Genomic DNA, 21544 nt, shown 5'->3' with positions numbered 1-21544 from the left:
GAAACGTGGCCCAACCTCAGACAGCCCGTCCGATGGACGGCACCGCCCTTGCCCGCAGGATCATCGGAGCCAGCTCGGCGACGGCAGCGGAACTGCGGCTGCGCACCGGGACGGCACCGTGCCTGGCGACGGTACTGGTCGGGGAAGACCCGGCCTCGGTGACCTACGTGCGGATGAAGCGCCGCCGGTGCGAGAGCGCAGGCATCGAGTCGCGGCACGTGGCTCTTCCCGCCACCTCCACCACACAGGATGTGGTCGACGCGGTCACCACGCTGTCGGCCGACCCCGGTGTCCACGGCATCCTGCTCCAGCACCCTGTGGGACCGCACATCGACGAACGCGCCGCGTTCGAGGCGATCGATCCGGGCAAGGACGTCGACGGGGTCACCATGCACTCGTTCGCTTCGATGAGTTTCGGCCTGCCCGGATTCGTCTCCTGCACGCCCGGCGGCATCATGCGCCTGCTGGACGAGTACGACGTCGGCCTCGCGGGAAAACAGGCGGTCGTCGTGGGGCGCAGCGCCATCCTCGGCAAGCCCGCCGGAATGCTTCTGCTCGGCCGGGACGCCACCGTGACGTACTGCCACTCCCGCACGGCCGAGCTCTCGTCGATCGTGCGGGAGGCGGACGTCCTGCTGGCCGCGGTCGGCAAGCCGCGCTTCATCGCCGGTGCGGACATCAAGCCGGGTGCGGTGGTGATCGACGCCGGCTACAACGAAGGCAACGTCGGCGACGTCGACTTCGGGACAGCCGCCGAGCGGGCGCGGCTGATCACCCCGGTCCCGGGCGGTGTCGGACCGATGACCATCGCGGTCCTTCTCGAGCAGACGGTCGCGGCGGCGGCCCGGCAGCTCGGCGTCGCGGCGGCGTGACCGGTAGCCAGGCTCCCGGGTACGCGAACGCCCGCCGTCCTCCGGGGCGACCGGAGGGCAGCGGGCGTTCACGCGGGCTCTTGGTGCCGGCTCTTCGTGCGGGCTCTTCGCCCTGGCACCTTGCGCCGGCGCGAGGAGCGCAAGCGCGCGATCAGACGCCGATCTTCTGCTTCACCTGGGCCAGCGAAGGGTTCGTCAGCGTCGAACCGTCCGAGAAGAGCACGGTCGGAACGGTCTGGTTCCCCCCGTTGGCCTTCTCGACGAAGGCCGCGGACTCCGGGTCCTGCTCGATGTTGATCTCGTTGTACGTGATGCCCTCGCGGTCCATCTGGCCCTTGAGCCGACGGCAGTAACCGCACCACGTGGTGCTGTACATCGTCACAGTGCCCGGCATGTTTTCCCGCTCCTCTGTCTCGTTCGTCTCGTCACGCTGCGTTGCCGCGTCTCGCGGAAAAGCTGGAAAGGTGCCCCCCGCAGGGAGTGGAACGTACGTGACCTGGCAGCCATTCCCGTAGCCGCCCCTGCATTAGTACGACGGATACCGCTCCCCTGTGGACAACTTCCGCGTCGGCCTCTCCCGACCTGGCAGCATGGCGGAGTGACATCAGCAACGCATTCCTCTCTCTTCCCCCGGGTCCCCGAGTCGGCGGACGCCGTGCTCGACGGGCTGGACCCCGAGCAGCGCGAGGTCGCCCTGGCCCTGCACGGCCCGGTGTGTGTGCTGGCCGGAGCCGGTACGGGCAAGACGCGTGCGATCACGCACCGCATCGCGTACGGGGTGCGTGCCGGGATACTCCAGCCGACGAGTGTGCTGGCTGTCACGTTCACCAACCGGGCCGCGGGCGAGATGCGGGGCAGGCTGCGCCAGCTCGGCGCGGCCGGGGTGCAGGCGCGCACGTTCCACTCCGCCGCCCTGCGGCAGCTCCAGTACTTCTGGCCGAAAGCAGTCGGTGGTGATCTGCCGCGGCTGGTGGAGCGCAAGGTCCAGCTGGTCGCCGAAGCCGCCGCCCGCTGCCGCATCCGGCTCGACCGCAACGAGCTGCGGGACGTCACCAGCGAGATCGAGTGGGCGAAGGTCACCCAGACCGTGCCCGCCGACTATCCGGCAGTGGTCGCCAAGACCCAGCGGGACGCCCCGCGCGACCCGGCCGAGATCTCTCAGATCTACGCGATGTACGAGCAGCTGAAGCGCGACCGCTCGGTGATCGACTTCGAGGATGTGCTGCTCCTCACCGTGGCGATCCTCCAGGACCGCCATGACATCGCCGACCATGTCCGCCGCCAGTACCAGCACTTCGTGGTCGATGAGTACCAGGACGTCAGCCCGCTCCAGCAGCGACTCCTCGACCTCTGGCTCGGCGACCGGGACAACCTGTGCGTCGTCGGGGACGCCGGCCAGACGATCTACTCGTTCACCGGCGCCACCCCCGACCACCTGCTGAATTTCCGCACCCGCCACCCGAACGCGACCGTGGTCAAGCTGGTGCGGGACTACCGCTCCACGCCCCAGGTCGTCCATCTCGCCAACGGGGTGCTCGGCCAGGCCCGTGGCCGCGCCGCCGAGCACCGGCTCGAACTGGTCTCGCAGCGCGAGCGGGGGCCGGAGCCGGCCTATACGGAGTACGCGGACGAGCCCGCCGAGGCCGAGGACACCGCCCGCCGGATCCGCGATCTGATCGCCGCGGGAGTCCCGGCCGGCGAGATCGCCGTGCTCTACCGGGTCAACTCCCAGTCCGAGGTCTACGAGCAGGCCCTGTCCGACGCGGGCGTGCCGTACCAGCTGAGGGGAGCGGAGCGCTTCTTCGAGCGCGCGGAGGTACGGGAGGCGGGCGTCGCCCTGCGCGGCGCCGCCCGCGCCGGGGGTAACGACTCGTTGCTCGACGACGCGGAGGGGCTGCCCTCGCAGGTGCGGGCGGTGCTCTCCACCAAGGGCTGGACCACGGAGCCGCCCGCCGGCTCGGGGGCGGTGCGCGACCGGTGGGAGTCCCTGGCCGCCCTGGTCCGGCTGGCCGAGGACTTCGAACAGGCCGAACCGGGGGCGACGCTCTCCGACCTGGTGGCGGAGCTGGACGAGCGGGCGGCCGCCCAGCACGCCCCCACGGTCCAGGGAGTCACGCTGGCGTCACTGCACTCGGCGAAGGGCCTGGAGTGGGACGCCGTGTTCCTGGTCGGGCTGACCGAGGGCATGATGCCGATCACGTACGCCAAGACCGACGAGCAGATCGAGGAGGAGCGCCGACTGCTGTACGTCGGCGTCACCCGGGCACGCTTCCACCTCTCGTTGTCCTGGTCGCTGTCCCGGTCGCCCGGCAGCCGCGGCGGACGGCGCCCGAGCCGCTTCCTCAACGGGCTGCGCCCCGGCTCGGCGGCGCTCGGCGGCGGCCGTGGCGCGGCCGGCACCGGGGGAAGCGGCGGGGGAGGCATCGAGCGGCCGGCGGTGGCCAAGCGCAGGCACCGTGGCCCCGCCCTGTGCCGGGTCTGCGGCAAGACCCTCACCGACGCGGGTGAGATGAAGCTGATGCGCTGTGAGGACTGCCCCTCCGACATGGACGAGGGGCTGTACGAGCGGCTGCGCGACTGGCGTGCGGAACAGGCCAAGGAGATCGGCCAGCCGGCCTACTGCGTGTTCACCGACAAGACGCTGATGGCGATCGCGGAGGCGGTCCCGGCCAGCGACGGTGAACTGGCCAGAATCGCTGGGGTCGGAGTCCGGAAGCTGGACCGGTTCGGCGCCCCCGTGCTGGCCATATGTGCAGGCCAGTACCCAGACGAGGGGCTCGGAGGAGATGACGAGGAGGCGTGAGAAAAACTCGTCGAAAAAATAGTTTGCGCCCGCCCCAGTCATCACCATAGGTTCTTAACCACGGGAACAGCGACTTCTCTGAAGCCCTCACCCCGTGCTGTACTTATCCGAATACGCAGGACCGGCGAGACCGGTCCCCCCGAGACGCCGAGAGGAGGCGATTGTCGTGATCAGCATCATCAAGACCAACAAAATGACCGATCCGTCGGTCGTCTCCGCCTGCTCGCTCGGCCTCGCCTGCTCTTCGGAATCTTCGCTGCGTGGCACCGGTCTGTCCGGCATTTCCGCCGTCAGCCCGCTGTCCCTGGCGAGCCTTCCCGTGCGGGAGCGCAATGAGCGACCGACCCAGGCACCGACGGCAGCAGTAGCGAAGGGACGGGCCAAGGCGGCCTATGCCTTTGCGGCAGTCGGTGCCGGAGCCGAGCAGCAGACGACGCACCACCACAAGATGTGGGCCTTCCGTGGGCCTGAACCCTGGAGTGATCCAGCCTGATGGACCATCAGGCCGGCGCCTTCAGGGCCGCGGAACCCCACTCGGGATCCGCGGCCCTTTTGTTTTGTCCAAACGGACGACACAGCGAGAAGGCGCCTCGGGACAAGCAGCACCCGGTACCAGCAGCCACCCGGCCGACCGGCCGGAACGACCAGACGAGGACACCACCACCGTGCAACTCGAAGCGCACGCCCCGTCCGTACCGCCTTCCGAAACGATCCCCCCGCCCGGCCTCACGGAGGACACCACCTTGATCCCCCTCACTGCGCTCACCGCGCTCGACGACGCCATCGAGAACCTCGGCGTGCCCGTCCCCTGCCGTTCCTACGACCCGGAGGTCTTCTTCGCCGAGTCGCCGGCCGATGTCGAGTACGCCAAGTCCCTCTGCCGCACCTGCCCGCTCGTCGAGGCCTGCCTCGCCGGCGCCAAGGAGCGCCGCGAGCCGTGGGGTGTCTGGGGTGGCGAGCTCTTCATCCAGGGCGTCGTCGTCGCTCGCAAGCGGCCGCGTGGCCGTCCGCGCAAGAACCCGGTCGCGGCGTGATCGCCGACCTTGGGGTCACGGCCCCCAAACCCATGAAGCGCATCGGAACCATCGATCGTCCCCGAACCCACGATCCCCGAAATCAGGCACCAATGTCCGTCCCCACGAATGAGCCCGTCGGCTCCGCAACACCGAACGTCACAAGCATCGGCGCGAACGACTCGCGTCAGAACAGGACCCGTGAAATGCAACTCATCCCAGAAGCTCTGGCTCGTGCGCATATGCACGACCGCCTGAGGGAAGCCGATGCGGAGCGCCAGGCCGTGCGCCTGGTCTCCGCCCGGCGGATGCAGCGCCGGGCGGAGCGCGCTTCGATGCGCGCCCGCCGCGCGCTGGCCATGGCGGTCATGCACTAGTCAGGCCGAATAACCGCTCCACCCGCTGCCGGACAGCCGCTCTGCCCGGCAGCGATCAGTACCTCTTGTCAGTACCCCTTCCGCGGGGCCGGTCCGGACGGACCGGCCCCGCGGTCGTGCTGTGTGGTGACGTGCCGCGCGGCGGGGACGGAGTTATCGTCACGAGGTGAAAGAGGAGACTCGTCACCCCGCACAACCGGGCGGCCATGTCGTGGTGTGCTCCCGGTGCGACACCGCCGCCGACAGCGAGTACGCGCCGCCGACCTGGGTCTGCTCCGTGGAGAACGGCAGACGCCAGTACTTCTGCGACAACTGTGCCCGCAGCCACATCAGGGCGATCGAAGGCCGCCTCGACTCGCCCTGGTGGTGACTGGCCCGTTCCGGCCCGGGCCTATGCCCCGGCTGCCGCGTCGCCCACCCGCTGCTCCTGTTCAGGCAGGTCCGCGATCGCCACATCCTCCACGGGCAGGTCCTCCACGGGCAGGTCCTCCACGGGCAGGTCCTCCACGGGCAGGTCCTCGCTCGGCAGGAACCCAGGGACCCAGGACTCCAGTTCGTCCCGCAGCCGCACTGTCGCACCGAGCTGACACAGCACCCCGATCGTGCTCAGCGTCACCCGGTGTATGAGCAGATAGGCGGGCGGCAGGTTCAGCTGCTTCCCCAGCTGATGGGCGGGGGAACGCAGATCCGCTATCCGTGCCGCCTGATTGCGCATCCAGCTCCGGGTGAAGGTGAACTCCTCCACCTGCGCCGGCTCGATGATCGGCAGCAGATAGTCGAGCACCGCATTCGGGTCGAGGTCGATCGACTCCTTGACGAAGCCTTCCTCGCGCAGCAGCTCGTACACCGCTTCCGCGTCACCTGCCAGCGTGAGCCGCAACGAGTCGCCGATGGGCTGCGGCAGACCGCCCGGCAGCCGGTCCACCGTGCCGAAGTCCAGCACCCCGAGCCGCCACTGCCCGGCCTCGCCGTCCTTCGTCTCCGCAGGCAGCAGCCGGAAGTTGCCCGGATGCGGGTCCGCGTGCAGCAGACCCGTGCGCGCCGGGCCCGAGAAAAGGAATCGGGCCAGCAGCTGGCCCGCCCGGTCCCGCTGCTCCTGTGTGCCGTCCGTGATCACCTCGGAGAGCGGCACACCGTCGATCCACTCCGTCACGAGCACCTGGTCCGACTGGTGCACCACACCGGGGATCACCACATCGGGATCGTCCGCGAACTCCTCGGCGTGCTCCTGCTGGGACCGCGCCTCCAGTTCGTAGTCCAGCTCCTCCGACACGCGGTCACGCAGCTCCGCGATGAGCGGTTTGATGTCCATCCCGGGGATCAGCGGGCCGAGCAGGCGGGCGAAACGACTGAGTTGGGTGAGATCCGAGAGCAGGGCCTCCCCGGCGCCCGGGTACTGCACCTTCACCGCGACCTCGCGGCCGTCGTGCCAGACAGCCCGGTGCACCTGTCCGATCGAGGCGGCGGCCGACGGCTTGTCCTCGAATTCGAGGAACAGCTCCGGCCAGTCCTCACCGAGCCGCTCCTCCAGCACCGCGTGGACGGTGCGCGTCGGCATGGGGGGCGCGGCTTCCTGCAGTTTGGTGAGCGCCGCCCGGTACGGCCCGGCAACCTCCTCTGGGAGCGCCGACTCGAAGACGGAGAGGGCCTGACCGAGTTTCATGGCACCCCCCTTCAGCTCCCCCAATGTCTTGAACAGCTGGTCCGCCGTCCGCTGCTGGAGCTCGCGGGCGACTATCTCCGCGGACCTGCCGCCGATCCGCTTGCCCAGACCCCACGTGGCCCGGCCGGCGAAGCCGAGTGGCAGCGCGGCCAACTTCGCGGTACGGGTGACCGCTTTCCGGGGTAGATCAGACATACGCCCCTCCAAATCCCAGACTGCCGTGCCGCGTGCGGCGGTTACCCGGCCATTGTGTCCTGCGTCGTGCCGAGCCCAGAGGTGCGCTCCCCCACAGTGTGCCCACCCGCCCCGCAGGAACAGTCGAGGTGCGCCCTGACCTGCTCCGACCGCCAGTCCAACAGCGGCAGAGCAGCCTCCCACCTGGCCCCTGTGCTGGCGGGAAGTTCGCCGTCCAGAAAGGCCAGTGCATGGGCCGCGGCGAGACCTGCCACCGCCGTCGCGAGCCCCAGGTCGCACGCCTGCACCGCATTGCGCCGCCCGGACCGCCATTGCGTCAGCATCCTTGGCCACTGCGGGTCCCGGTCCGTGCGGGTCAGCGCCAGGCATCCCGCGCAGGCCGTACCGCCGGGCAGGACCAAGGGGCCGACCACACCGGTGGCCTCGATCACCCCGGCATAGAGATGAGGAATGCCCGACGCGATCCACGGTTCGGCGGCGCGGGGGTCGGGGGCGTAGACGGCGAGACCGTCCCGAGGGGCGACCACGACCAACGACAGCCCGGGACCGCCACTCGCAGATGGGCCACCTGACGTGCCACCCGCCGCGGCGTCTGCCGTGCCTGCCGCCCGCGGAGTGGAGCCGACGGCCGAGCGGCGGACCAACTGCCGGGCTGCAGTGTCCCTGCGCTCTCCGACCGCCGCCGCCGGAAGCCCGCCCGGCGCGATGTCCGAGGGTTCGGTGACCCCGCCGTCCAGGACCTCGACCCGGCCCACTCCGGACCCGGACAGCACCGCGGCGATCGTCGCACCGACCCGGCCGGCGCCTCTCACCTGGACCCGCATCGCGCGGCGGGCCGCCAGTCTGCGCATCCCGCCGCCCGGTTCGGGGTGGATGACCGAGAGTGACGCGAGGTCGGGGCGCTGCCGCTCCAGGACGTCGGCCCGGTTCCGTAACGCTGTGGCTTCCGGGCCGCCGGCCCGTACATCGTCGATCAGTCCCGCGTTCACCAAGCGCCTCACCAGTGTGTCCACTTGATGGTCCGCCAGGTCCAGGGCCCGTGCCTCCTCGCGCAGCAGCGGCAGGCCGCGCGTTCCGTCGAGCAGTTCCAGCAAACTTCCGGTGGCGATATCCACCGGGCCGAGCTTCACCGCGTGAGCGCGTGTCACTCCGAATTGCACGGTGTTCCTGCCGCGCCAGGCGCGGCGCAGTGCGGGCTTCAACATCGGATGCATGGTTTCCCCGTTCTCTGTCCGTCGTGCTGTCCGGTGGCGGTGCGGTCTGTGCGCGATCTCCGGTGATCGCTCTGCGGTCGCTCTGCGATCTCTGTGCACGAGGCGTGGCCGGAGCTTCGCGAGATCCGTTGTCAGAATGCGGGCAGGCGTCGAAACGTGCAGAAAGTTATCCACAGGCGGGGGGTATTAGTCGTTCAAATGGTGCATGCCGTGGAGTGGATCAAGCGCCAACCGCCCCGGGGGCGGGACTTCCCCCACTGACAGCGGGTAACGTCGTGCCGTGCCCGCCGACCCGTCACCCGGCTTCGCCGGCGAGACCTCCGCGCGCAGCGCCGGACATCATCAGCGCAGCGCGGCCAGCCATCCGCCCCGCGTCTCGGCGACGAGCGCGGTCGAGGTCCGCAGGAGCAGCCGCCGCAGCAGAACGGTCTCCGCGTACCGGGAGGGCGACCGCACCATCGTGCTGATCCCCGCCCGGATGTCGGAGGCGGAGGAGCAGCGCTGGGTGACCGTGATGCTCGACAAGCTCGCCGCCCAGGAGAGCAAGCGCATCCTCGGCGACAGCGAACTCGCCGAGCGCGCCGAGCGGTTGTCCGACCTGTATTTCGACGGCCGGGCCAGGCCCGTGTCGGTGCGGTGGGTGACCAATCAGAACACCCGATGGGGGTCCTGCACACCGGCGGAGGGCAGCATCCGTCTGTCGCACCGGTTGCAGGGTATGCCGGAGTACGTCGTCGACTACGTGCTCGTCCATGAGCTCGCGCATCTCCTGGTCCCCGGTCATGGTCCGCGGTTCTGGCGGCTGCTGGAGGCGTACCCGCGGACCGAGCGGGCGCGCGGTTACCTCGAAGGAGTGGTGGCGGCCGACCGGTTGCCGCATCTCCCGGCCGCCCGGAGCGAGTGACGTCCGGTGATTCTGTACCGGGTGTGTACCGACTCAGCTCAATGTCGGAGTTTGCGGCTAGCCTGGCGCGACGTGTTCACATTCGGGATGGGGGACGGTCGTTACGCATGGCAAGGGAATTCCAACGCGGCCACAAGGCCAAGATCAGCGATCTCACGCCGGGGACGGACCTGTACGTAGGTGTGCAGATCTCCGGCCCGGGACTGACCTTTGACATCAGCTGCTTCGGCCTCGATGCCAATGAGCAGCTCTCCGACGACCGGTATTTCATCTTCTTCAACCAGCCGAAATCGCCCGAGGAGTCCATTCAGCTCCTTGGTGCCCAGGCCGGTGACACCGAGTCGTTCCGCGTCACGCTGGACCGCATTCCGGCGATCATCCACAAGCTGTCGTTCACCGCGACCATCGACGGCGCGGGCCAGATGTCGCAGGTCGGTCCGGGGTACATCCGGATCGTCGCGGGTGGCGAGGAAGTCGTCAGGTATGCCTTCACCGGCTCCGAGTTCACCACCGAGCGTGCGGTGATGCTGGGCGACTTCTATCTGAAGGACGTCTGGCGGTTCGCGGCAGTCGGCCAGGGATTCGACGGTGGCCTCGACGCGCTGCTGAAGAACTTCGGCGGTGAGGTCGCCGAGGAGGCGCCCGCCGCGCCGCAGCAGGCAGTCGCCCCGTCGTTCGCCCCGCCACCGCAGGCGACCGCCCCGGCGCCGTCCTTCGGCGCTCCGGCTGCCCCACAGGCCCCTCAAGTCCCGCAGCCCGCCCCGTCCTTCGGGGCCCCGGCCGCGCAGGCCCCGGCCCCCACCCCGCAGCAGCAGATGCATGCCGCACCGACGATCGCGGCGCCGATGGCGCCGATGGGTGGCACCGTGCCGCAGCCCGCGCCCGCCCCGGCTCCGTACGGGCAGCCGGGCCAGCCGCCGCAGCAGCCGCAGTTCGGTCAGGTCCCCGGCCAGCCCGTGCCAGCCGCTCCCTACGGGCAGCCGGCTCCGGCTCCGTACGGGCAGCAGCCTCCCGGCGTGCCCCAGGGCGTACCGCAAGGGGTGCCGCAGGCCGGCGCCGGTCTGCAGGCCGCGCTCCAGCCGTACAAGGAGACAGCCACCGGCCAGCGTTGGACCCCGCAGAACCAGCAGCTCATGCGGGTCGACCTCACCATGGGCGGTACACCGGTGCTCGCCCGCCAAGGCTCCATGGTGATGTACCAGGGCAAGGTCGACTTCAGCTACAAGGGCGCCGGTTTCGCCGGCCGCATCGTCGGCAACGCCACCGGCCAGGAGATGCAGCTGATGCGCTGTACCGGCCGGGGACAGGTCTTCCTCGCCGAGGACGGCTCCCATCTGCATGCCATCGAGCTGCAGGGCGACGGCATCTGCGTCTCGGCGGAGAGCGTTCTCGCCTTCGACGAGTCGCTGCAGCACGAGGTGCGCAGGATCGAGGGCCACGGCATCCCCGGTGGCGCCCTGTTCACCATGCAGTTCCAGGGCACCGGGACGGTCATCGTCAAGACCCACGGCGTACCCGTCGTCCTGCCTGTCACGCCGACCACGTTCGCCGACTGCAACGCCATCGTGGCCTGGTCGTCGGCGTCCCAGGTGATCATCTCCAGCCAGGTCCGACTGCGCCGCAACGCGTACCCCGGGCACAGCGGAGAGACTGTGAACCTGCAGTTCCGGGGAGCCCCCGGCAACTTCATCGTCGTCCAGCCCTACGAGGTCTGAGGGAGCCCGTAATGAACCAGCAACTCGCGGGCTTCGCCCCGACCCCTGTCACGGCCCGGATGGAGAACCACGGCCGCACGATGCTCAAGGTCGCCATGGCCACAGGACAGGACCTGTTCGCGCGTACCGGCTCGATGGTGTCGTACGAGGGCTTCATCCAGTACGAACCGAACCCGCCCGCCGTCCGTCAGATCGCCTCCCAGTGGATCACCGGCGAGGGCGCACCTCTGATGAAGTGCGCCGGTGACGGGCTGCTCTACCTCGCCGACTACGGCGCCGATGTGGTCGTCATCAATCTCAACAACGACTCGCTCTCGGTCAACGGCACCAACGTCCTGGCTTTCGACGGCCATCTCACCTGGGGCGTCGAGCGGGTCAAGGGGCTGGCCAAGTTCGCCGGCCAGGGCCTGTGGAACGTCTGCATCGCCGGCACCGGCTGGGTCGCCATCACCTCCCGCGGCACGCCGATCGTCGTGGACTGCGGACGCGGTGACGACGAGACCTACGTCGATCCGGACGCCCTCGTGGCGTGGTCCCCGAACCTCAAGGTGAAGGGCAAGCGCAGCTTCAAGGCCTCGTCGCTCATCGGGCGCGGAAGCGGCGAGGCGTACCAGATGGCGTTCTCCGGTCAGGGCATCGTCGTCGTCCAGCCGAGCGAGGACAGTACGGACCGCCTGCGGATCCGGAACTGAGGGGGAGGGAGAACACACCATGCAGAGTCCGCTTTTCAGCTACACGGAACAGCAGTCCCAGGAGCGGTACACCGTGCAGAACCCGCAGCTCCTGCGGGTCTCGCTGACCGGTCGCGACGACGTCCTCGCCCGCAAGGGCGCCATGGTCGCCTACCAGGGGCTGATGGAGTTCGACGGGGAGTACCAGTCGCACGGGCAGCGCCGAGCCCGCGCGACCACCGGTGAGGGCCTCGACCTGATGCGCTGCTCCGGTCAGGGCACCGTCTACCTCGCCAACCTGGCGCAGTACGTCCATGTCGTGGACGTGGACCATGACGGCATGACGGTGGACAGCGCCTACGTCCTGGCGCTCGACTCGTCGCTGCACACCGAGGTCATCGCCGTGGACAGCCAGTACGGCATCTCGGGCACCGGCAAGTACCAGCTCAACATCTCCGGCACCGGCAAGGTCGCTCTGATGACCTCCGGCCAGCCGCTCATGATGCAGGTCACGCCCGACAAGTACGTCAACGTCGACGCCGATGCGATCGTCGCCTGGTCCAGCTCGCTGCGGGTGCAGATGCAGGCCCAGACGCACTCCTCCGGGGTCTGGCGGCGGCGCGGCAACACCGGCGAGGGCTGGGAGCTGAGCTTCCTCGGACAGGGCTTCGCCCTCGTCCAGCCCAGCGAGGTGCTGCCCCCGCAGAGCGCCCAGATCGGCCAGGGGCTGCGCGCCCAGTACGGCATGGGCCAGCAGGGGGCGCACGCCCAGAACCAGAACAACGCCTGGAACTGAGCCGCACCGCACGGACACGGGTGAGGGGCGGCCTCCTGGGAGGCCGCCCCTCACCCGTTGCGGTCCGTTACGGCTGCCGGCCGACCTCCAGGGCCGCGCGTGCGCGTGCGACCAGGTGTACGACCGAGGCATCGGCCACCTCGGCCACCTCGTCGTACGGGAACCAGTGCAGATCCAGCGACTCGTCGCTGATCTGCGCCGTGGCGCCCGACGGAGCCAGGGCCACGTACTGCACATCCAGATGCCAGTGGCACGGCGCCGGGATCGCATGCCGGTCCAGCACCACCGGGCCGCCCGACAGCAGCGTCAGACCGCTGATGCCGGATTCCTCGGTGGCTTCACGCAGCGCCGCGGCAGCCAGCGTGTCGTCCTCCGGCTCGCAGTGCCCGCCCATCTGCAACCACATCTGCAGCTTCCGGTGAAGCGTCAGCAGAACCCGGCCGCCCTCCGGATCGACGACCAGCGCGCTGGCTGTCAGATGCCCGGCTCCGCAGGCCTTCCACATGCCGTCCGGGTGCCGCGACAGATGGTCCAGATAGACCTGGCGCAGCTGCTCCTGGTCGGGGTCGGCCGATGACTCGTACCTCTTCAGTACGAGGACTGCGTCGTCGTACAGGCTCACTGGTCGGTGTCGTCCTTGCCGTCGCTGCCGCTCTTGCCGTCCACGTCGCCCTGGTCGTCCGCGGGCGTCTGGGTACCCTTCGCGGCATCGCCGAGCATCTTGTCCAGCTCGGAGAAGTCCAGGTGCTCGTGGTGCACGAACCCGTCCGGGTCGTCCAGGTCACCGGCGGTCGGCAGCATGTCCGGGTGCGCCCAGAGCGCGTCGCGGCCGTCGAGACCGCGTGCGTCCGTGAGCGACGCCCACAGCCGCGAGGCGTCCCGCAGCCGCCGCGGCCGCAGCTGGAGGCCGATCAGCGTGGCGAAGGTCTGCTCGGCCGGACCGCCGGAGGCGCGCCGCCTGCGCATCGTCTCGCGCAGTGCGTCGGCCGACGTCAGCCGGGCCTTCGCGGCCTCGTGCACCACCGCGTCGACCCAGCCCTCGACCAGCGCGAGCGCCGTCTCCAGCCGGGCCAGAGCGGCTTTCTGCTCCGGTGTGTCCTCCGGCTGGAACATGCCCTGCTGAAGGGCGTCCTGCAGCTGCTCGGGCTGCGACGGGTCGAACTGGCCGACCACGTCCTCCAGCTTGCTGGTGTCGACCTTGATGCCGCGCGCGTATCCCTCGACCGCGCCGAACAGGTGCGAGCGCAGCCACGGCACATGGGCGAAGAGCCGCTGGTGGGCGGCCTCACGCAGGGCGAGATACAGCCGCACCTCCTCCTGCGGCACGCTCAGGTCCTTGCCGAATCTCTCGACGTTCAACGGCAGCAGCGCGGCCTTTCCGGCCGGGCCCAGCGGCAGCCCGATATCGGTCGAGCCGACGACCTCGCCGGCCAGCACACCCACGGCCTGCCCGATCTGCTGGCCGAACATCGCGCCGCCCATCGACCGCATCATGCCGATCAGCGGGCCGGCCATGGCCTGCATCTCCTCGGGCAGTACATCGCCCATGGCGAGGCCGACGCGCTCAGCCACCGGGTCGACCAGTTTCTGCCAGGCGGGGAGGGACGCCTCGACCCACTCCGCACGGCTCCACGCCACGGTGGAGACGGAACCCGACGGCAGCGACGTCACCCCGTCCAGCCAGAGATCGGCCAGCCGCAGTGCCTCGTCGACCGCGGCCCGCTCCGAAGGTCCGACGCTCGCGTCCTTCGTGCCGTCCGGGGTGCCCTGGGCGACCGTCTGGCGGGCGATCTGCTTGGCCATGTCCCAGTTCACGGGACCGCCCTCGTAGCTCAGCATCTGGCCGAGCTGCTGGAAGGCGGCTCCCAGGTCGTTCGGGTTCATCGTGCCGAACATCGCCGCGAACGGGTTGTCCCCGCCCGCGCCCGGCCCGAAGCCGAACGGGTTCGCAGGCCCGCCCGAACCCTGCCCACCTCCGGCGGGGTCCTTCTTCTTGCCCTCGTCGCCGTCTTCCGGCTCCTCCGGCGGAAGGCCGAATCCGAATGGGGTGTCACTCACGGGTTTCCTCGGCTCGTAGGGCCGCCGGCTCGAACCGACGGCGACTGCCCGACATCACCATCCAGCGTAGACACAAGCCCGCTCGGGGCCTCAGTGCTCCGCCGACTCCCGGCCTGCGGCAGGATGGACGCCACCTGGTACGTACGCGTCATTCGGGTACGTACTGAAGACAACCGCTGGAGACGCCCGGTGAGTTCCCCAGATCCTCAGGTTCGCGCAGCGCGAAACCTGGCCGACCCTTCGCCCGAGAGCAAACCCTCGACGAGCCGCTCCAAGAGCCGCGGCCCCGTCGTCGCGGTCACCGGTGCCGCGACCGGCGTCGGTGAGCTGCTCACCGCGCGCCTCGCGGCTTCCGAGGAGATCAAGCAGGTCATCGCCATCGACGAGCGCCGCGGCGAGGTCTCCGAGGCGATCTGGCACATCCTCGACGTGCGGGACCCCGCCATCGCCGAGAAGCTGCGCGGCGCGGACGTCGTCGTCCATCTGGCACTCGATCTCGACCTGGAGACCGATCCGGCCGCCCGTACCGCGTACAACGTCCGCGGCACCCAGACCGTGCTGACGGCCGCCGCGGCCGTCGGGGTCCACCGGGTCGTGCTCTGCACCTCGGCGATGGTCTACGGGGCGCTTCCCGACAACGACATCCCGCTCGCCGAGGACGCCGAACTGCGTGCCACGGCGGAGGCCACCGGTGTCGGCGACCTCCTGGAGATCGAACGGCTCGGGCGACGAGCACCCCGAGCCCATCCCGGCCTCAATGTGACCGTGGTCCGCCCCACTGTCCTGGTCGGCGGTACGGACACGGCGCTGACCCGCTACTTCGAGTCGCCGCGCCTCCTGGTCGTCGCCGGATCGCGCCCCACCTGGCAGTTCTGCCACGTCGACGACCTGGTCACCGCCCTGGAGTACGCCGCGCTGGAGAAGATCGACGGAGAGTTCGCGGTCGGCTGCGACGGCTGGCTGGAACAGGAGGAGGTCGAGGAGCTCAGTGGCGTCCGCCGGATGGAACTGCCCTCCGCGGTCGCCCTCGGCGCCGCCGCCCGGTTGCACCGGATCGGCCTCACCCCGTCCCCGGCCGGAGACCTCGCGTACACCATGCACCCCTGGGTGGTCAGCGTGAGCCGTCTGCACGACGCCGGCTGGCGTCCCGGGTGGACCAACGAGGAAGTGCTCGCCGCCCTCCTCGAAGAGGTCGAGGGCCGCCACACCGTCGCGGGGCGCAGGCTCGGCCGCAAGGACGCCACCGCCGCCGGTGCCGCCGGTGCGACCGTGGCGCTGCTCGGCACCGCCGCCCTGGTCCGCCGCGCCCGCAAGGCCCGCCGCCGCATCTGAGAGGTACCCGCCCGCGGTGTGTCGGGCAGGACCGGGCAGGACCGGGCCAGGGCGTCCCGGGGCTGTAGAAGGCTCCAAGGCGGCCGGCGGCCCGCCGGTGGAAAGCGCTATTCCGCGATGTCGGTGCCGTGCGGCACCATGGGCGGCATGGCACCCATCCTTGACCACCCCGGTGAGCAGGCGGCGCAGGACCCGATCCGGCTGCTGGAGATCCGGGACACCCCGCTGTCCGTCGACGAGATCTTCCGCGCCGCCGGGGACGACGCCGCGGGGGGCACGGCGCTCTTCGTCGGTACGGTGCGTAATCACGACGGCGGCCAGGACGTCGGCGCGCTCGGCTACTCCTGCCATCCGTCGGCGCAGGACGAGATGCGCCGGGTGGCCGAGAAGGTCGTCGCCGAGTTCCCGGTCCGGGCACTCGCCGCTGTCCACCGTGTGGGTGAACTGGAGGTCGGAGACCTGGCCGTGGTCGTCGCCGTCTCCTGCCCGCACCGTGCTGAGGCGTTCGCGGCGTGTCGCAAGCTCATCGACGACCTCAAGCACGAGGTTCCGATCTGGAAGCACCAGCGGTTCTCCGACGGTACGGAGGAGTGGGTAGGTGCTTGCTGAGCGCAAACCGGACCGGCGACATCCGCCCCGATTTGCGTAACCGCACCCCTGCCCCGAGCGTTGGATCTGCAGAAGACTAATCTGTTCATCGGTCAGTTGCGGTCGCTCATGGCGTGGGGAGGTAGTGATGGCAGCACTCGCCTGGTTGCTGATTCCGTTTTTCGCTGCTTTCGGTGCTGCGATATGGGGAAGCTGGGCCGCCCGTAATCGCACGACCGGTGATGTCACCGAACTCGCCGGATATGCCCGGTTCCGTGAAGCGATGGAGAGATCCGACTCCGGTTCCGACGCTGCCTGACGCAGCACCGAACGTACGCAGTCGCCAATCCGTATCCCGGCACCGACTGCCCGCCACTCGGCACAGCACGACGCCCGGCCTTCCGCCCCGTACGGACCGGCCCCGGCGGTGCACTGACAGACCCTTCCCGTACTGTCGTTCCATGCCACGCCGCACCGCGACGATGCTCGCCTCCACGCTGATCCTCATCGCGCTGCTCTGCGCAGGCGTGCTGATCCCAGTGCCGTATTCGGAGATGTCTCCCGGGCCGACGGTGAACACACTCGGCAAGGTCGGCGGCGAACCGGTCCTGCAGGTCTCCGGGCATCGGACGTACAAGACGTCCGGCAACCTCAACATGACGACGGTCAGGGTGACCGGCGCCGACTACAACATGAACCTTGTCGAGGCCGTCTACGGCTGGCTGGCCCACGACAGCGTGGTCGTTCCGCACGACACGCTGTACCCGGGCGGCAAGACCGAGGAGCAGTCGACGCAGGAGAACGCCGAGGAGTTCAGCCAGTCCCAGGAGAGCGCCAAGGTCGCCGCGCTGACCGAACTGGGCATCCCGGTGACGTCGCGGGTCGTGGTCTCCACGGTGATCAAGGACAGCCCAGCGCAGGGCAAGCTGCACGCCGGTGATGTGATCAAGGCGGTCGACGGCACGGTGGTCAAGCAGCCCGAGGACGTCGCGAAGCTCGTCACCAAGCACAAGCCGGGGGAGGACGTCACCTTCACGGTGATCCCTGCCAAGGCGGCGGCAGCGGCCGAGAAGGCCGGCAAGCAGCCCGAGGGCACCGAGAAGATCACCATGACGACGAAGAAGGCACCCAAGGAGAACCGGGCGATCGTCGGAATCCAGGCCGGGACGGACCACACGTTCCCGTTCGAGATCGACATCAAGCTCGCCGATGTCGGCGGCCCGAGCGCGGGCCTGATGTTCTCCCTCGGCATCGTCGACAAGCTCACGCCCGGTCAGCTGACCGGCGGCAAGTTCATCGCGGGCACCGGCACCATCGACGACCAGGGCAAGGTCGGCCCGATCGGCGGCATCAACATGAAGCTGGTCGGCGCGCGCAACGCGGGCGCCAGGTACTTCCTGACGCCGGGCGACAACTGCAAGGCCGCCGCCTCCGACACCCCCGGTGGGCTCACCCTGGTCAAGGTGAAGACGATCGACGACGCGAAGAAGTCGCTGGAGAAGATCCGCGCGGGCGACACGGCCGGCCTGCCGAGCTGCTCGGCAGGCTGACCGCGCCGCCCCTGGCGGGGGAGCGGGCGGTTCCCGCCCGCTGCGGTCAGGACTCGAACGTGGCGGCCAGCGCCTCGGCCAGCCCCGGCACCAGGCCGGCGCCGGTCAGCACCTCGGTCGGGGAGTCCTTCTCCCGGAGCCGTACGGCCGACTCCCGCGCACCGTTGCGCAGGACGGCCACGGTCATGCGCACCTCCTGCCGGTCAGGGTGCTTGGCGACCCACTTGGTCAGCTGGGCGTCGCTGAGACCCTCCGGTACGGAGGACTCGGCGGACGGCGGCAGCATCAGGCGCTCCACCGTCATGGCGCAGCCTGCGACCGCGTCGGGCCAGGCGATCGTGGCGAGGAACTCGTCCAGCGCCTTTCCGGGGGGAAGCTCCTCCTGCTCGATGGGGGTGAGTGCGGCGGTCGTCGAATCGGAGCTGTCGAGACCGAGCTGGGCGGCGAGGCCGGGCTCCTGGACCCGCAGCTTGGCGGTGTCGACGAGCGCGAAGAGCCGGGCCGGCTGGTCCCAGCCGAGGCCGGAGGCGTACTCGTCGATCTCGAGCACGGCGACAGTGAGGGGGCTCGCGGCCATTGGAGGGCCTGAGGGGGAAACGTTGGACATGCTCAACATCCTCCCTCCTTCTGCCCCGGGAACGGGAACTAGGTAAAGCCTCAGTAAGTTGCATAGGTGGGCCCTACGATCGCTGGGCCCGCTTCACACGACCGCGAACTTCGAGGGGCGCACGTTGGCTTTCCAGATGCCGGACCGCGGCGGGGGCCCGACCGGGCCACGGATCAGAGTCGGCCGCCCGTCCCGGCGCGCCCGTACCTTGCTCATGACACTGGGCGTCCTGGCGATTCTCGCCATGGTGTTCGTCATGTTCTCCGGGTTCTGGACGGACTGGCTCTGGTATCGGTCGGTCGCGTATTCGTCCGTCTTCACCACCACCCTGTGGACCAAGATCGGGCTGTTCCTCGTCTTCGGGCTGCTGATGGCGATCGCCGTCGGCGTGAACATCTGGCTCGCGCACCGGCTCCGGCCGCCGCTGAGCGCGATGTCGCTGGAGCAGCAGAGCCTGGACCGCTACCGGATGAGTCTCGCCCCGTACAAGAGGTGGGTGCTGCTGGCGATCACCGCGCTCGTCGGGCTGATCGCCGGAGCGTCCGCCTCAGGCCAGTGGCGTACGTGGCTGATGTATGTGAACGGCGTGTCGTTCGGGCAGAAGGATCCCCAGTTCCACCTGGACGTGTCCTTCTACGCCTTCGACCTGCCGTGGTACCGCTTCCTGCTGGGCTTCGGCTTCGCGGCCACGGTGCTCTCGCTGATCGCCGCCGCCCTGACCCACTACCTGTACGGCGGGCTCCGCATCACCAGTCCCGGCGCGCGGGCGACCGGCGCGGCCACCGGCCACCTCTCGGTGCTGCTCGGCGTCTTCGTCTCGCTGAAGGCCGTGGCGTACTGGCTCGACCGGTACGGTCTCGCCGTGAAGTCCAGTGACTTCAAGGCGACGGACAACTGGACGGGCCTGCGGTACGTCGACGCCAACGCGTACCTGCCGGCGAAGACGATCCTGTTCTGCATCGCCGCGATCTGCGCCGTGCTGTTCTTCGCGACGCTGTGGCGCCGCACCTGGCAGCTCCCGGTGATCGGTTTCGGCCTGATGGTGCTCTCGGCGATCCTTATCGGCGGGCTGTACCCGGCGATCGTGCAGAAGTTCCAGGTCCAGCCGAACGAGCAGGCCAAGGAAGCCCCGTTCATCCGGAAGAACATCGAGGCGACGCGTGACGCGTACGACATCGATGACGCACAGGTGGACGACTACACGGGCAAGAGCACCACGACCGACGACGCGAAGCTCCGGGCCAGTGCGGACGAAGCGGCGAGCTACCGGGTGATGGACCCCAACGTCGTCTCCCCGGCATTCCAGCAGCTCCAGCAGAAGAGGAACTACTACCAGTTCCCCAAGACGCTGGACGTCGACCGCTACAAGGACGCCGCCGGCAAGGACCAGGACACGGTCATCGGTCTGCGCGAGCTCAATCTGGACGGCATCCCCAAGCGCAACTGGATCAACGACCACTTCACGTACACCCACGGCTACGGCGCCATCGCCGCCCGGGGTACCACGACGGGCAAGAACCCGAAGGGCTCCCCGGACTTCACCGAGTCCGGTCTGCCGACCACCGGCGAACTCGGCAAGTACGAGCAGCAGATCTACTACGGCGAGAAGACGGAGCAGTACTCCATCGTCGGCGGGCCCCAGAAGGAGCTCGACTACGAGGAGGACGGCGAGAAGACCACCAGCTACGAGGGCAACAGCGGGGTCAGTCTCGGCAGCGCCTTCAACCGCGCCGCGTACGCGGTGTCGTTCAGCGAGCCGCAGATCCTCTACTCGGGGGCCATCGGCAACGGCTCGCGGATTCTGTACAACCGCACGCCGAAGGAGCGCGTCGAGGCGGTCGCCCCGTGGCTGACCATCGACGGTGACGCCTATCCGGCCGTGGTGAACCACCGCATCCAGTGGGTCGTCGACGCGTACACCACCACCAACGGGTACCCGTACGCCTCGCGTACGACGCTCGGTGACACCACGGCCGACTCGCTCACCACCAACCAGCGTGCGGTCGTCGCCCAGCAGAACCAGGTCAACTACATCCGCAACTCGGTGAAGGCCACCGTCGACGCGTACGACGGCAAGGTCAAGCTGTACGAGTGGGACACCAAGGACCCGGTCCTCAAGACCTGGCGAAAGGCGTTCCCGGGGACGGTGGAGCCGCGGTCCGACATCCCCAAGGACCTGATGGACCACCTGCGGTACCCGCAGGACCTGTTCAAGGTGCAGCGCGAGCTGCTCACCCGCTACCACGTCACCAACCCCGCACAGTTCTACAGCGGCAGTGACGCGTGGCAGGTCCCGGACGACCCGACCAACAAGGAGTCCGGCGCCGTCCCGCCGTACTACCTGAGCATAAAGATGCCGGACCAGACGGCCCAGAAGTTCTCGCTGACCACCACCTTCACTCCGAAGGGGCGGCCCGACCTCGGGGCGTTCATGGCAGTGGACGCGGATGCGGCCAGCAATGACTACGGAACGATAAGGCTGTTGAGAGTCACCACGACGGTGAAGGGACCCGGCCAGGTACAGAGCGAGCTCAACGGCAACGACGATGTCGCCGAGTTCGTGAGGAACCTCAAGGGCACCGACTCCGACATCGAGTACGGCAACCTGCTGACCGTGCCGCTCGACGGCGGCTTCCTGTACGTCGAGCCGGTGTACACGCGCGGTGGCACGCAGAACTATCCGCTGCTGCGCAAGGTCGCCGCCTCGTACGGTTCGAAGACCGTCTTCGAGAACAGCCTCGGGGAGGCGCTCAACGCGGTCTTCGGAGTGGAGGACACCGGCACCAGCCAGCCGCCGGCGGAGACCACCCGGCCACCGGGCACGAAGCCACCTGCCACCGGTGACGCCGCGCTGAAGCAGGCGATCGCGGATGCGCAGAAGGCCTACACCGAAGGCGAGGCAGCCCTGAAGAAGCAGGACTGGACCGCCTACGGCAAGGCCCAGGCGGATCTGGAGGACGCGCTGCGGCGTGCGGCTGCGGCCCAGCCCAAGACGGAGAAGGGCAGCTGAGCGGCGGCCGGTAGAAACGGGTGAAGCACCACCTTCGCGTCGTGGTACGGTTTGAACACAACGACGCGGGGTGGAGCAGCTCGGTAGCTCGCTGGGCTCATAACCCAGAGGTCGCAGGTTCAAATCCTGTCCCCGCTACTGAAAGACGAAGGCCCGGATCCTTTCGAGGATCCGGG

21 protein-coding genes and 1 tRNA gene are annotated in these 21544 nt (G+C 69.2%); 16 read left to right on the top strand and 6 right to left on the bottom strand.

Annotation, left to right across the window (positions count from 1 at the left end; translation table 11 throughout):
* Positions 1 to 5: 5 nt before the first annotated feature.
* The gene (locus ACFYP5_RS01560; protein ID WP_389029078.1) at positions 6 to 872 is read left to right on the top strand and encodes a bifunctional 5,10-methylenetetrahydrofolate dehydrogenase/5,10-methenyltetrahydrofolate cyclohydrolase; all 867 of its coding nucleotides are present in this window, start codon (positions 6 to 8) and stop codon (positions 870 to 872) included.
* 151 nt (positions 873 to 1023) lie between these two features.
* Here the strand turns inward: ACFYP5_RS01560 and ACFYP5_RS01555 are convergent, their stop codons facing one another.
* Complete coding sequence (locus ACFYP5_RS01555) at positions 1024 to 1266, bottom strand: mycoredoxin (protein WP_030915506.1); 243 nt, start codon at positions 1264 to 1266, stop codon at positions 1024 to 1026.
* A 204-nt stretch (positions 1267 to 1470) separates the two neighbouring features.
* Here ACFYP5_RS01555 and ACFYP5_RS01550 point away from each other — a divergent pair, with 204 nt between their 5' ends.
* The 5 genes from ACFYP5_RS01550 (at position 1471) to ACFYP5_RS01530 (ending at position 5435) form a co-directional block, all read left to right on the top strand.
* Positions 1471 to 3675, top strand: a complete 2205-nt coding sequence (locus tag ACFYP5_RS01550) for an ATP-dependent DNA helicase UvrD2 (protein ID WP_389029075.1) — start codon at positions 1471 to 1473, stop codon at positions 3673 to 3675.
* Between the two features lie 166 nt (positions 3676 to 3841).
* The gene (locus tag ACFYP5_RS01545) at positions 3842 to 4168 is read left to right on the top strand and encodes a hypothetical protein (protein ID WP_389029072.1); all 327 of its coding nucleotides are present in this window, start codon (positions 3842 to 3844) and stop codon (positions 4166 to 4168) included.
* A gap of 172 nt (positions 4169 to 4340) precedes the next feature.
* A complete protein-coding gene (locus ACFYP5_RS01540) occupies positions 4341 to 4709 on the top strand; it encodes a WhiB family transcriptional regulator (protein ID WP_389029069.1) in 369 nt (122 codons plus the stop codon).
* A 32-nt stretch (positions 4710 to 4741) separates the two neighbouring features.
* Positions 4742 to 5065 (top strand): hypothetical protein, encoded by a 324-nt coding sequence (locus ACFYP5_RS01535; protein WP_030915517.1) that lies wholly within the window; start codon positions 4742 to 4744, stop codon positions 5063 to 5065.
* Between the two features lie 166 nt (positions 5066 to 5231).
* Positions 5232 to 5435 (top strand): hypothetical protein, encoded by a 204-nt coding sequence (locus ACFYP5_RS01530; RefSeq protein WP_389029066.1) that lies wholly within the window; start codon positions 5232 to 5234, stop codon positions 5433 to 5435.
* Between the two features lie 21 nt (positions 5436 to 5456).
* On the opposite strand, the gene ACFYP5_RS01525 is transcribed toward ACFYP5_RS01530, so the two are convergent.
* Positions 5457 to 6923 carry an ABC1 kinase family protein gene (locus ACFYP5_RS01525; RefSeq protein ID WP_389029064.1) on the bottom strand — a complete coding sequence of 489 codons (1467 nt, stop codon included), beginning with the start codon at positions 6921 to 6923 and terminating at the stop codon, positions 5457 to 5459.
* Positions 6924 to 6964: 41 nt separating this feature from the next.
* A complete protein-coding gene (locus ACFYP5_RS01520; RefSeq protein WP_389029061.1) occupies positions 6965 to 8137 on the bottom strand; it encodes a ThiF family adenylyltransferase in 1173 nt (390 codons plus the stop codon).
* A gap of 280 nt (positions 8138 to 8417) precedes the next feature.
* On the opposite strand from ACFYP5_RS01520, the gene ACFYP5_RS01515 reads away from it, so the two are divergent.
* The 4 genes from ACFYP5_RS01515 (at position 8418) to ACFYP5_RS01500 (ending at position 12223) form a co-directional block, all read left to right on the top strand.
* The gene (locus ACFYP5_RS01515; RefSeq protein WP_389029058.1) at positions 8418 to 9041 is read left to right on the top strand and encodes a M48 family metallopeptidase; all 624 of its coding nucleotides are present in this window, start codon (positions 8418 to 8420) and stop codon (positions 9039 to 9041) included.
* 107 nt (positions 9042 to 9148) lie between these two features.
* On the top strand, positions 9149 to 10756 hold the full coding sequence (locus ACFYP5_RS01510; RefSeq protein WP_389029055.1) for a TerD family protein: 1608 nt from the start codon (positions 9149 to 9151) through the stop codon (positions 10754 to 10756).
* Positions 10757 to 10767: 11 nt separating this feature from the next.
* Entirely contained in the window at positions 10768 to 11448 is a 681-nt protein-coding gene (locus ACFYP5_RS01505) for an AIM24 family protein (protein ID WP_030915534.1), read from the top strand.
* 19 nt (positions 11449 to 11467) lie between these two features.
* Positions 11468 to 12223 (top strand): AIM24 family protein, encoded by a 756-nt coding sequence (locus ACFYP5_RS01500; protein ID WP_030969704.1) that lies wholly within the window; start codon positions 11468 to 11470, stop codon positions 12221 to 12223.
* 67 nt (positions 12224 to 12290) lie between these two features.
* On the opposite strand, the gene ACFYP5_RS01495 is transcribed toward ACFYP5_RS01500, so the two are convergent.
* Both ACFYP5_RS01495 and ACFYP5_RS01490 read right to left on the bottom strand, forming a co-directional pair.
* Positions 12291 to 12845 carry an NUDIX hydrolase gene (locus ACFYP5_RS01495; protein WP_389029052.1) on the bottom strand — a complete coding sequence of 185 codons (555 nt, stop codon included), beginning with the start codon at positions 12843 to 12845 and terminating at the stop codon, positions 12291 to 12293.
* On the bottom strand, positions 12842 to 14281 hold the full coding sequence (locus ACFYP5_RS01490; protein ID WP_389029049.1) for a zinc-dependent metalloprotease: 1440 nt from the start codon (positions 14279 to 14281) through the stop codon (positions 12842 to 12844). Before ACFYP5_RS01490 ends, ACFYP5_RS01495 begins: the two co-directional genes overlap by 4 nt.
* Positions 14282 to 14470: 189 nt before the next feature.
* Between ACFYP5_RS01490 and ACFYP5_RS01485 the strand changes: the two genes are divergently transcribed.
* The 4 genes from ACFYP5_RS01485 (at position 14471) to ACFYP5_RS01470 (ending at position 17751) form a co-directional block, all read left to right on the top strand.
* A complete protein-coding gene (locus ACFYP5_RS01485; protein ID WP_389029047.1) occupies positions 14471 to 15613 on the top strand; it encodes an SDR family oxidoreductase in 1143 nt (380 codons plus the stop codon).
* 147 nt (positions 15614 to 15760) lie between these two features.
* On the top strand, positions 15761 to 16222 hold the full coding sequence (locus tag ACFYP5_RS01480) for a molybdenum cofactor biosynthesis protein MoaE (protein WP_389029044.1): 462 nt from the start codon (positions 15761 to 15763) through the stop codon (positions 16220 to 16222).
* Between the two features lie 127 nt (positions 16223 to 16349).
* Entirely contained in the window at positions 16350 to 16520 is a 171-nt protein-coding gene (locus ACFYP5_RS01475; protein WP_389029041.1) for a hypothetical protein, read from the top strand.
* A gap of 142 nt (positions 16521 to 16662) precedes the next feature.
* Positions 16663 to 17751, top strand: a complete 1089-nt coding sequence (locus tag ACFYP5_RS01470; protein ID WP_389029037.1) for a PDZ domain-containing protein — start codon at positions 16663 to 16665, stop codon at positions 17749 to 17751.
* A 46-nt stretch (positions 17752 to 17797) separates the two neighbouring features.
* Here the strand turns inward: ACFYP5_RS01470 and ACFYP5_RS01465 are convergent, their stop codons facing one another.
* On the bottom strand, positions 17798 to 18367 hold the full coding sequence (locus ACFYP5_RS01465; RefSeq protein WP_267002082.1) for a PPA1309 family protein: 570 nt from the start codon (positions 18365 to 18367) through the stop codon (positions 17798 to 17800).
* Positions 18368 to 18494: 127 nt separating this feature from the next.
* On the opposite strand from ACFYP5_RS01465, the gene ACFYP5_RS01460 reads away from it, so the two are divergent.
* Entirely contained in the window at positions 18495 to 21368 is a 2874-nt protein-coding gene (locus ACFYP5_RS01460; protein WP_389030682.1) for a UPF0182 family protein, read from the top strand.
* 64 nt (positions 21369 to 21432) lie between these two features.
* A tRNA-Met gene (locus ACFYP5_RS01455) sits at positions 21433 to 21506 on the top strand.
* Positions 21507 to 21544 lie beyond the last annotated feature (38 nt).

This window comes from Streptomyces sp. NPDC005262 (assembly GCF_042872425.1).
Taxonomy (GTDB): domain Bacteria; phylum Actinomycetota; class Actinomycetes; order Streptomycetales; family Streptomycetaceae; genus Streptomyces.
This window is presented reverse-complemented; position numbering and strand designations above follow the sequence as displayed.

Coding starts and splice junctions, on each gene's coding strand:
- ACFYP5_RS01480 (WP_389029044.1), top strand. CDS start 15,761: ATGGCACCCATCCTTGACCACCCCGGTGAGCAGGCGGCGCAGGACCCG.
- ACFYP5_RS01465 (WP_267002082.1), bottom strand. CDS start 18,367: ATGTTGAGCATGTCCAACGTTTCCCCCTCAGGCCCTCCAATGGCCGCG.
- ACFYP5_RS01470 (WP_389029037.1), top strand. CDS start 16,663: ATGCCACGCCGCACCGCGACGATGCTCGCCTCCACGCTGATCCTCATC.
- ACFYP5_RS01555 (WP_030915506.1), bottom strand. CDS start 1,266: ATGCCGGGCACTGTGACGATGTACAGCACCACGTGGTGCGGTTACTGC.
- ACFYP5_RS01505 (WP_030915534.1), top strand. CDS start 10,768: ATGAACCAGCAACTCGCGGGCTTCGCCCCGACCCCTGTCACGGCCCGG.
- ACFYP5_RS01525 (WP_389029064.1), bottom strand. CDS start 6,923: ATGTCTGATCTACCCCGGAAAGCGGTCACCCGTACCGCGAAGTTGGCC.
- ACFYP5_RS01460 (WP_389030682.1), top strand. CDS start 18,495: ATGCCGGACCGCGGCGGGGGCCCGACCGGGCCACGGATCAGAGTCGGC.
- ACFYP5_RS01475 (WP_389029041.1), top strand. CDS start 16,350: ATGGCAGCACTCGCCTGGTTGCTGATTCCGTTTTTCGCTGCTTTCGGT.
- ACFYP5_RS01510 (WP_389029055.1), top strand. CDS start 9,149: ATGGCAAGGGAATTCCAACGCGGCCACAAGGCCAAGATCAGCGATCTC.
- ACFYP5_RS01520 (WP_389029061.1), bottom strand. CDS start 8,137: ATGCATCCGATGTTGAAGCCCGCACTGCGCCGCGCCTGGCGCGGCAGG.
- ACFYP5_RS01500 (WP_030969704.1), top strand. CDS start 11,468: ATGCAGAGTCCGCTTTTCAGCTACACGGAACAGCAGTCCCAGGAGCGG.
- ACFYP5_RS01535 (WP_030915517.1), top strand. CDS start 4,742: ATGAAGCGCATCGGAACCATCGATCGTCCCCGAACCCACGATCCCCGA.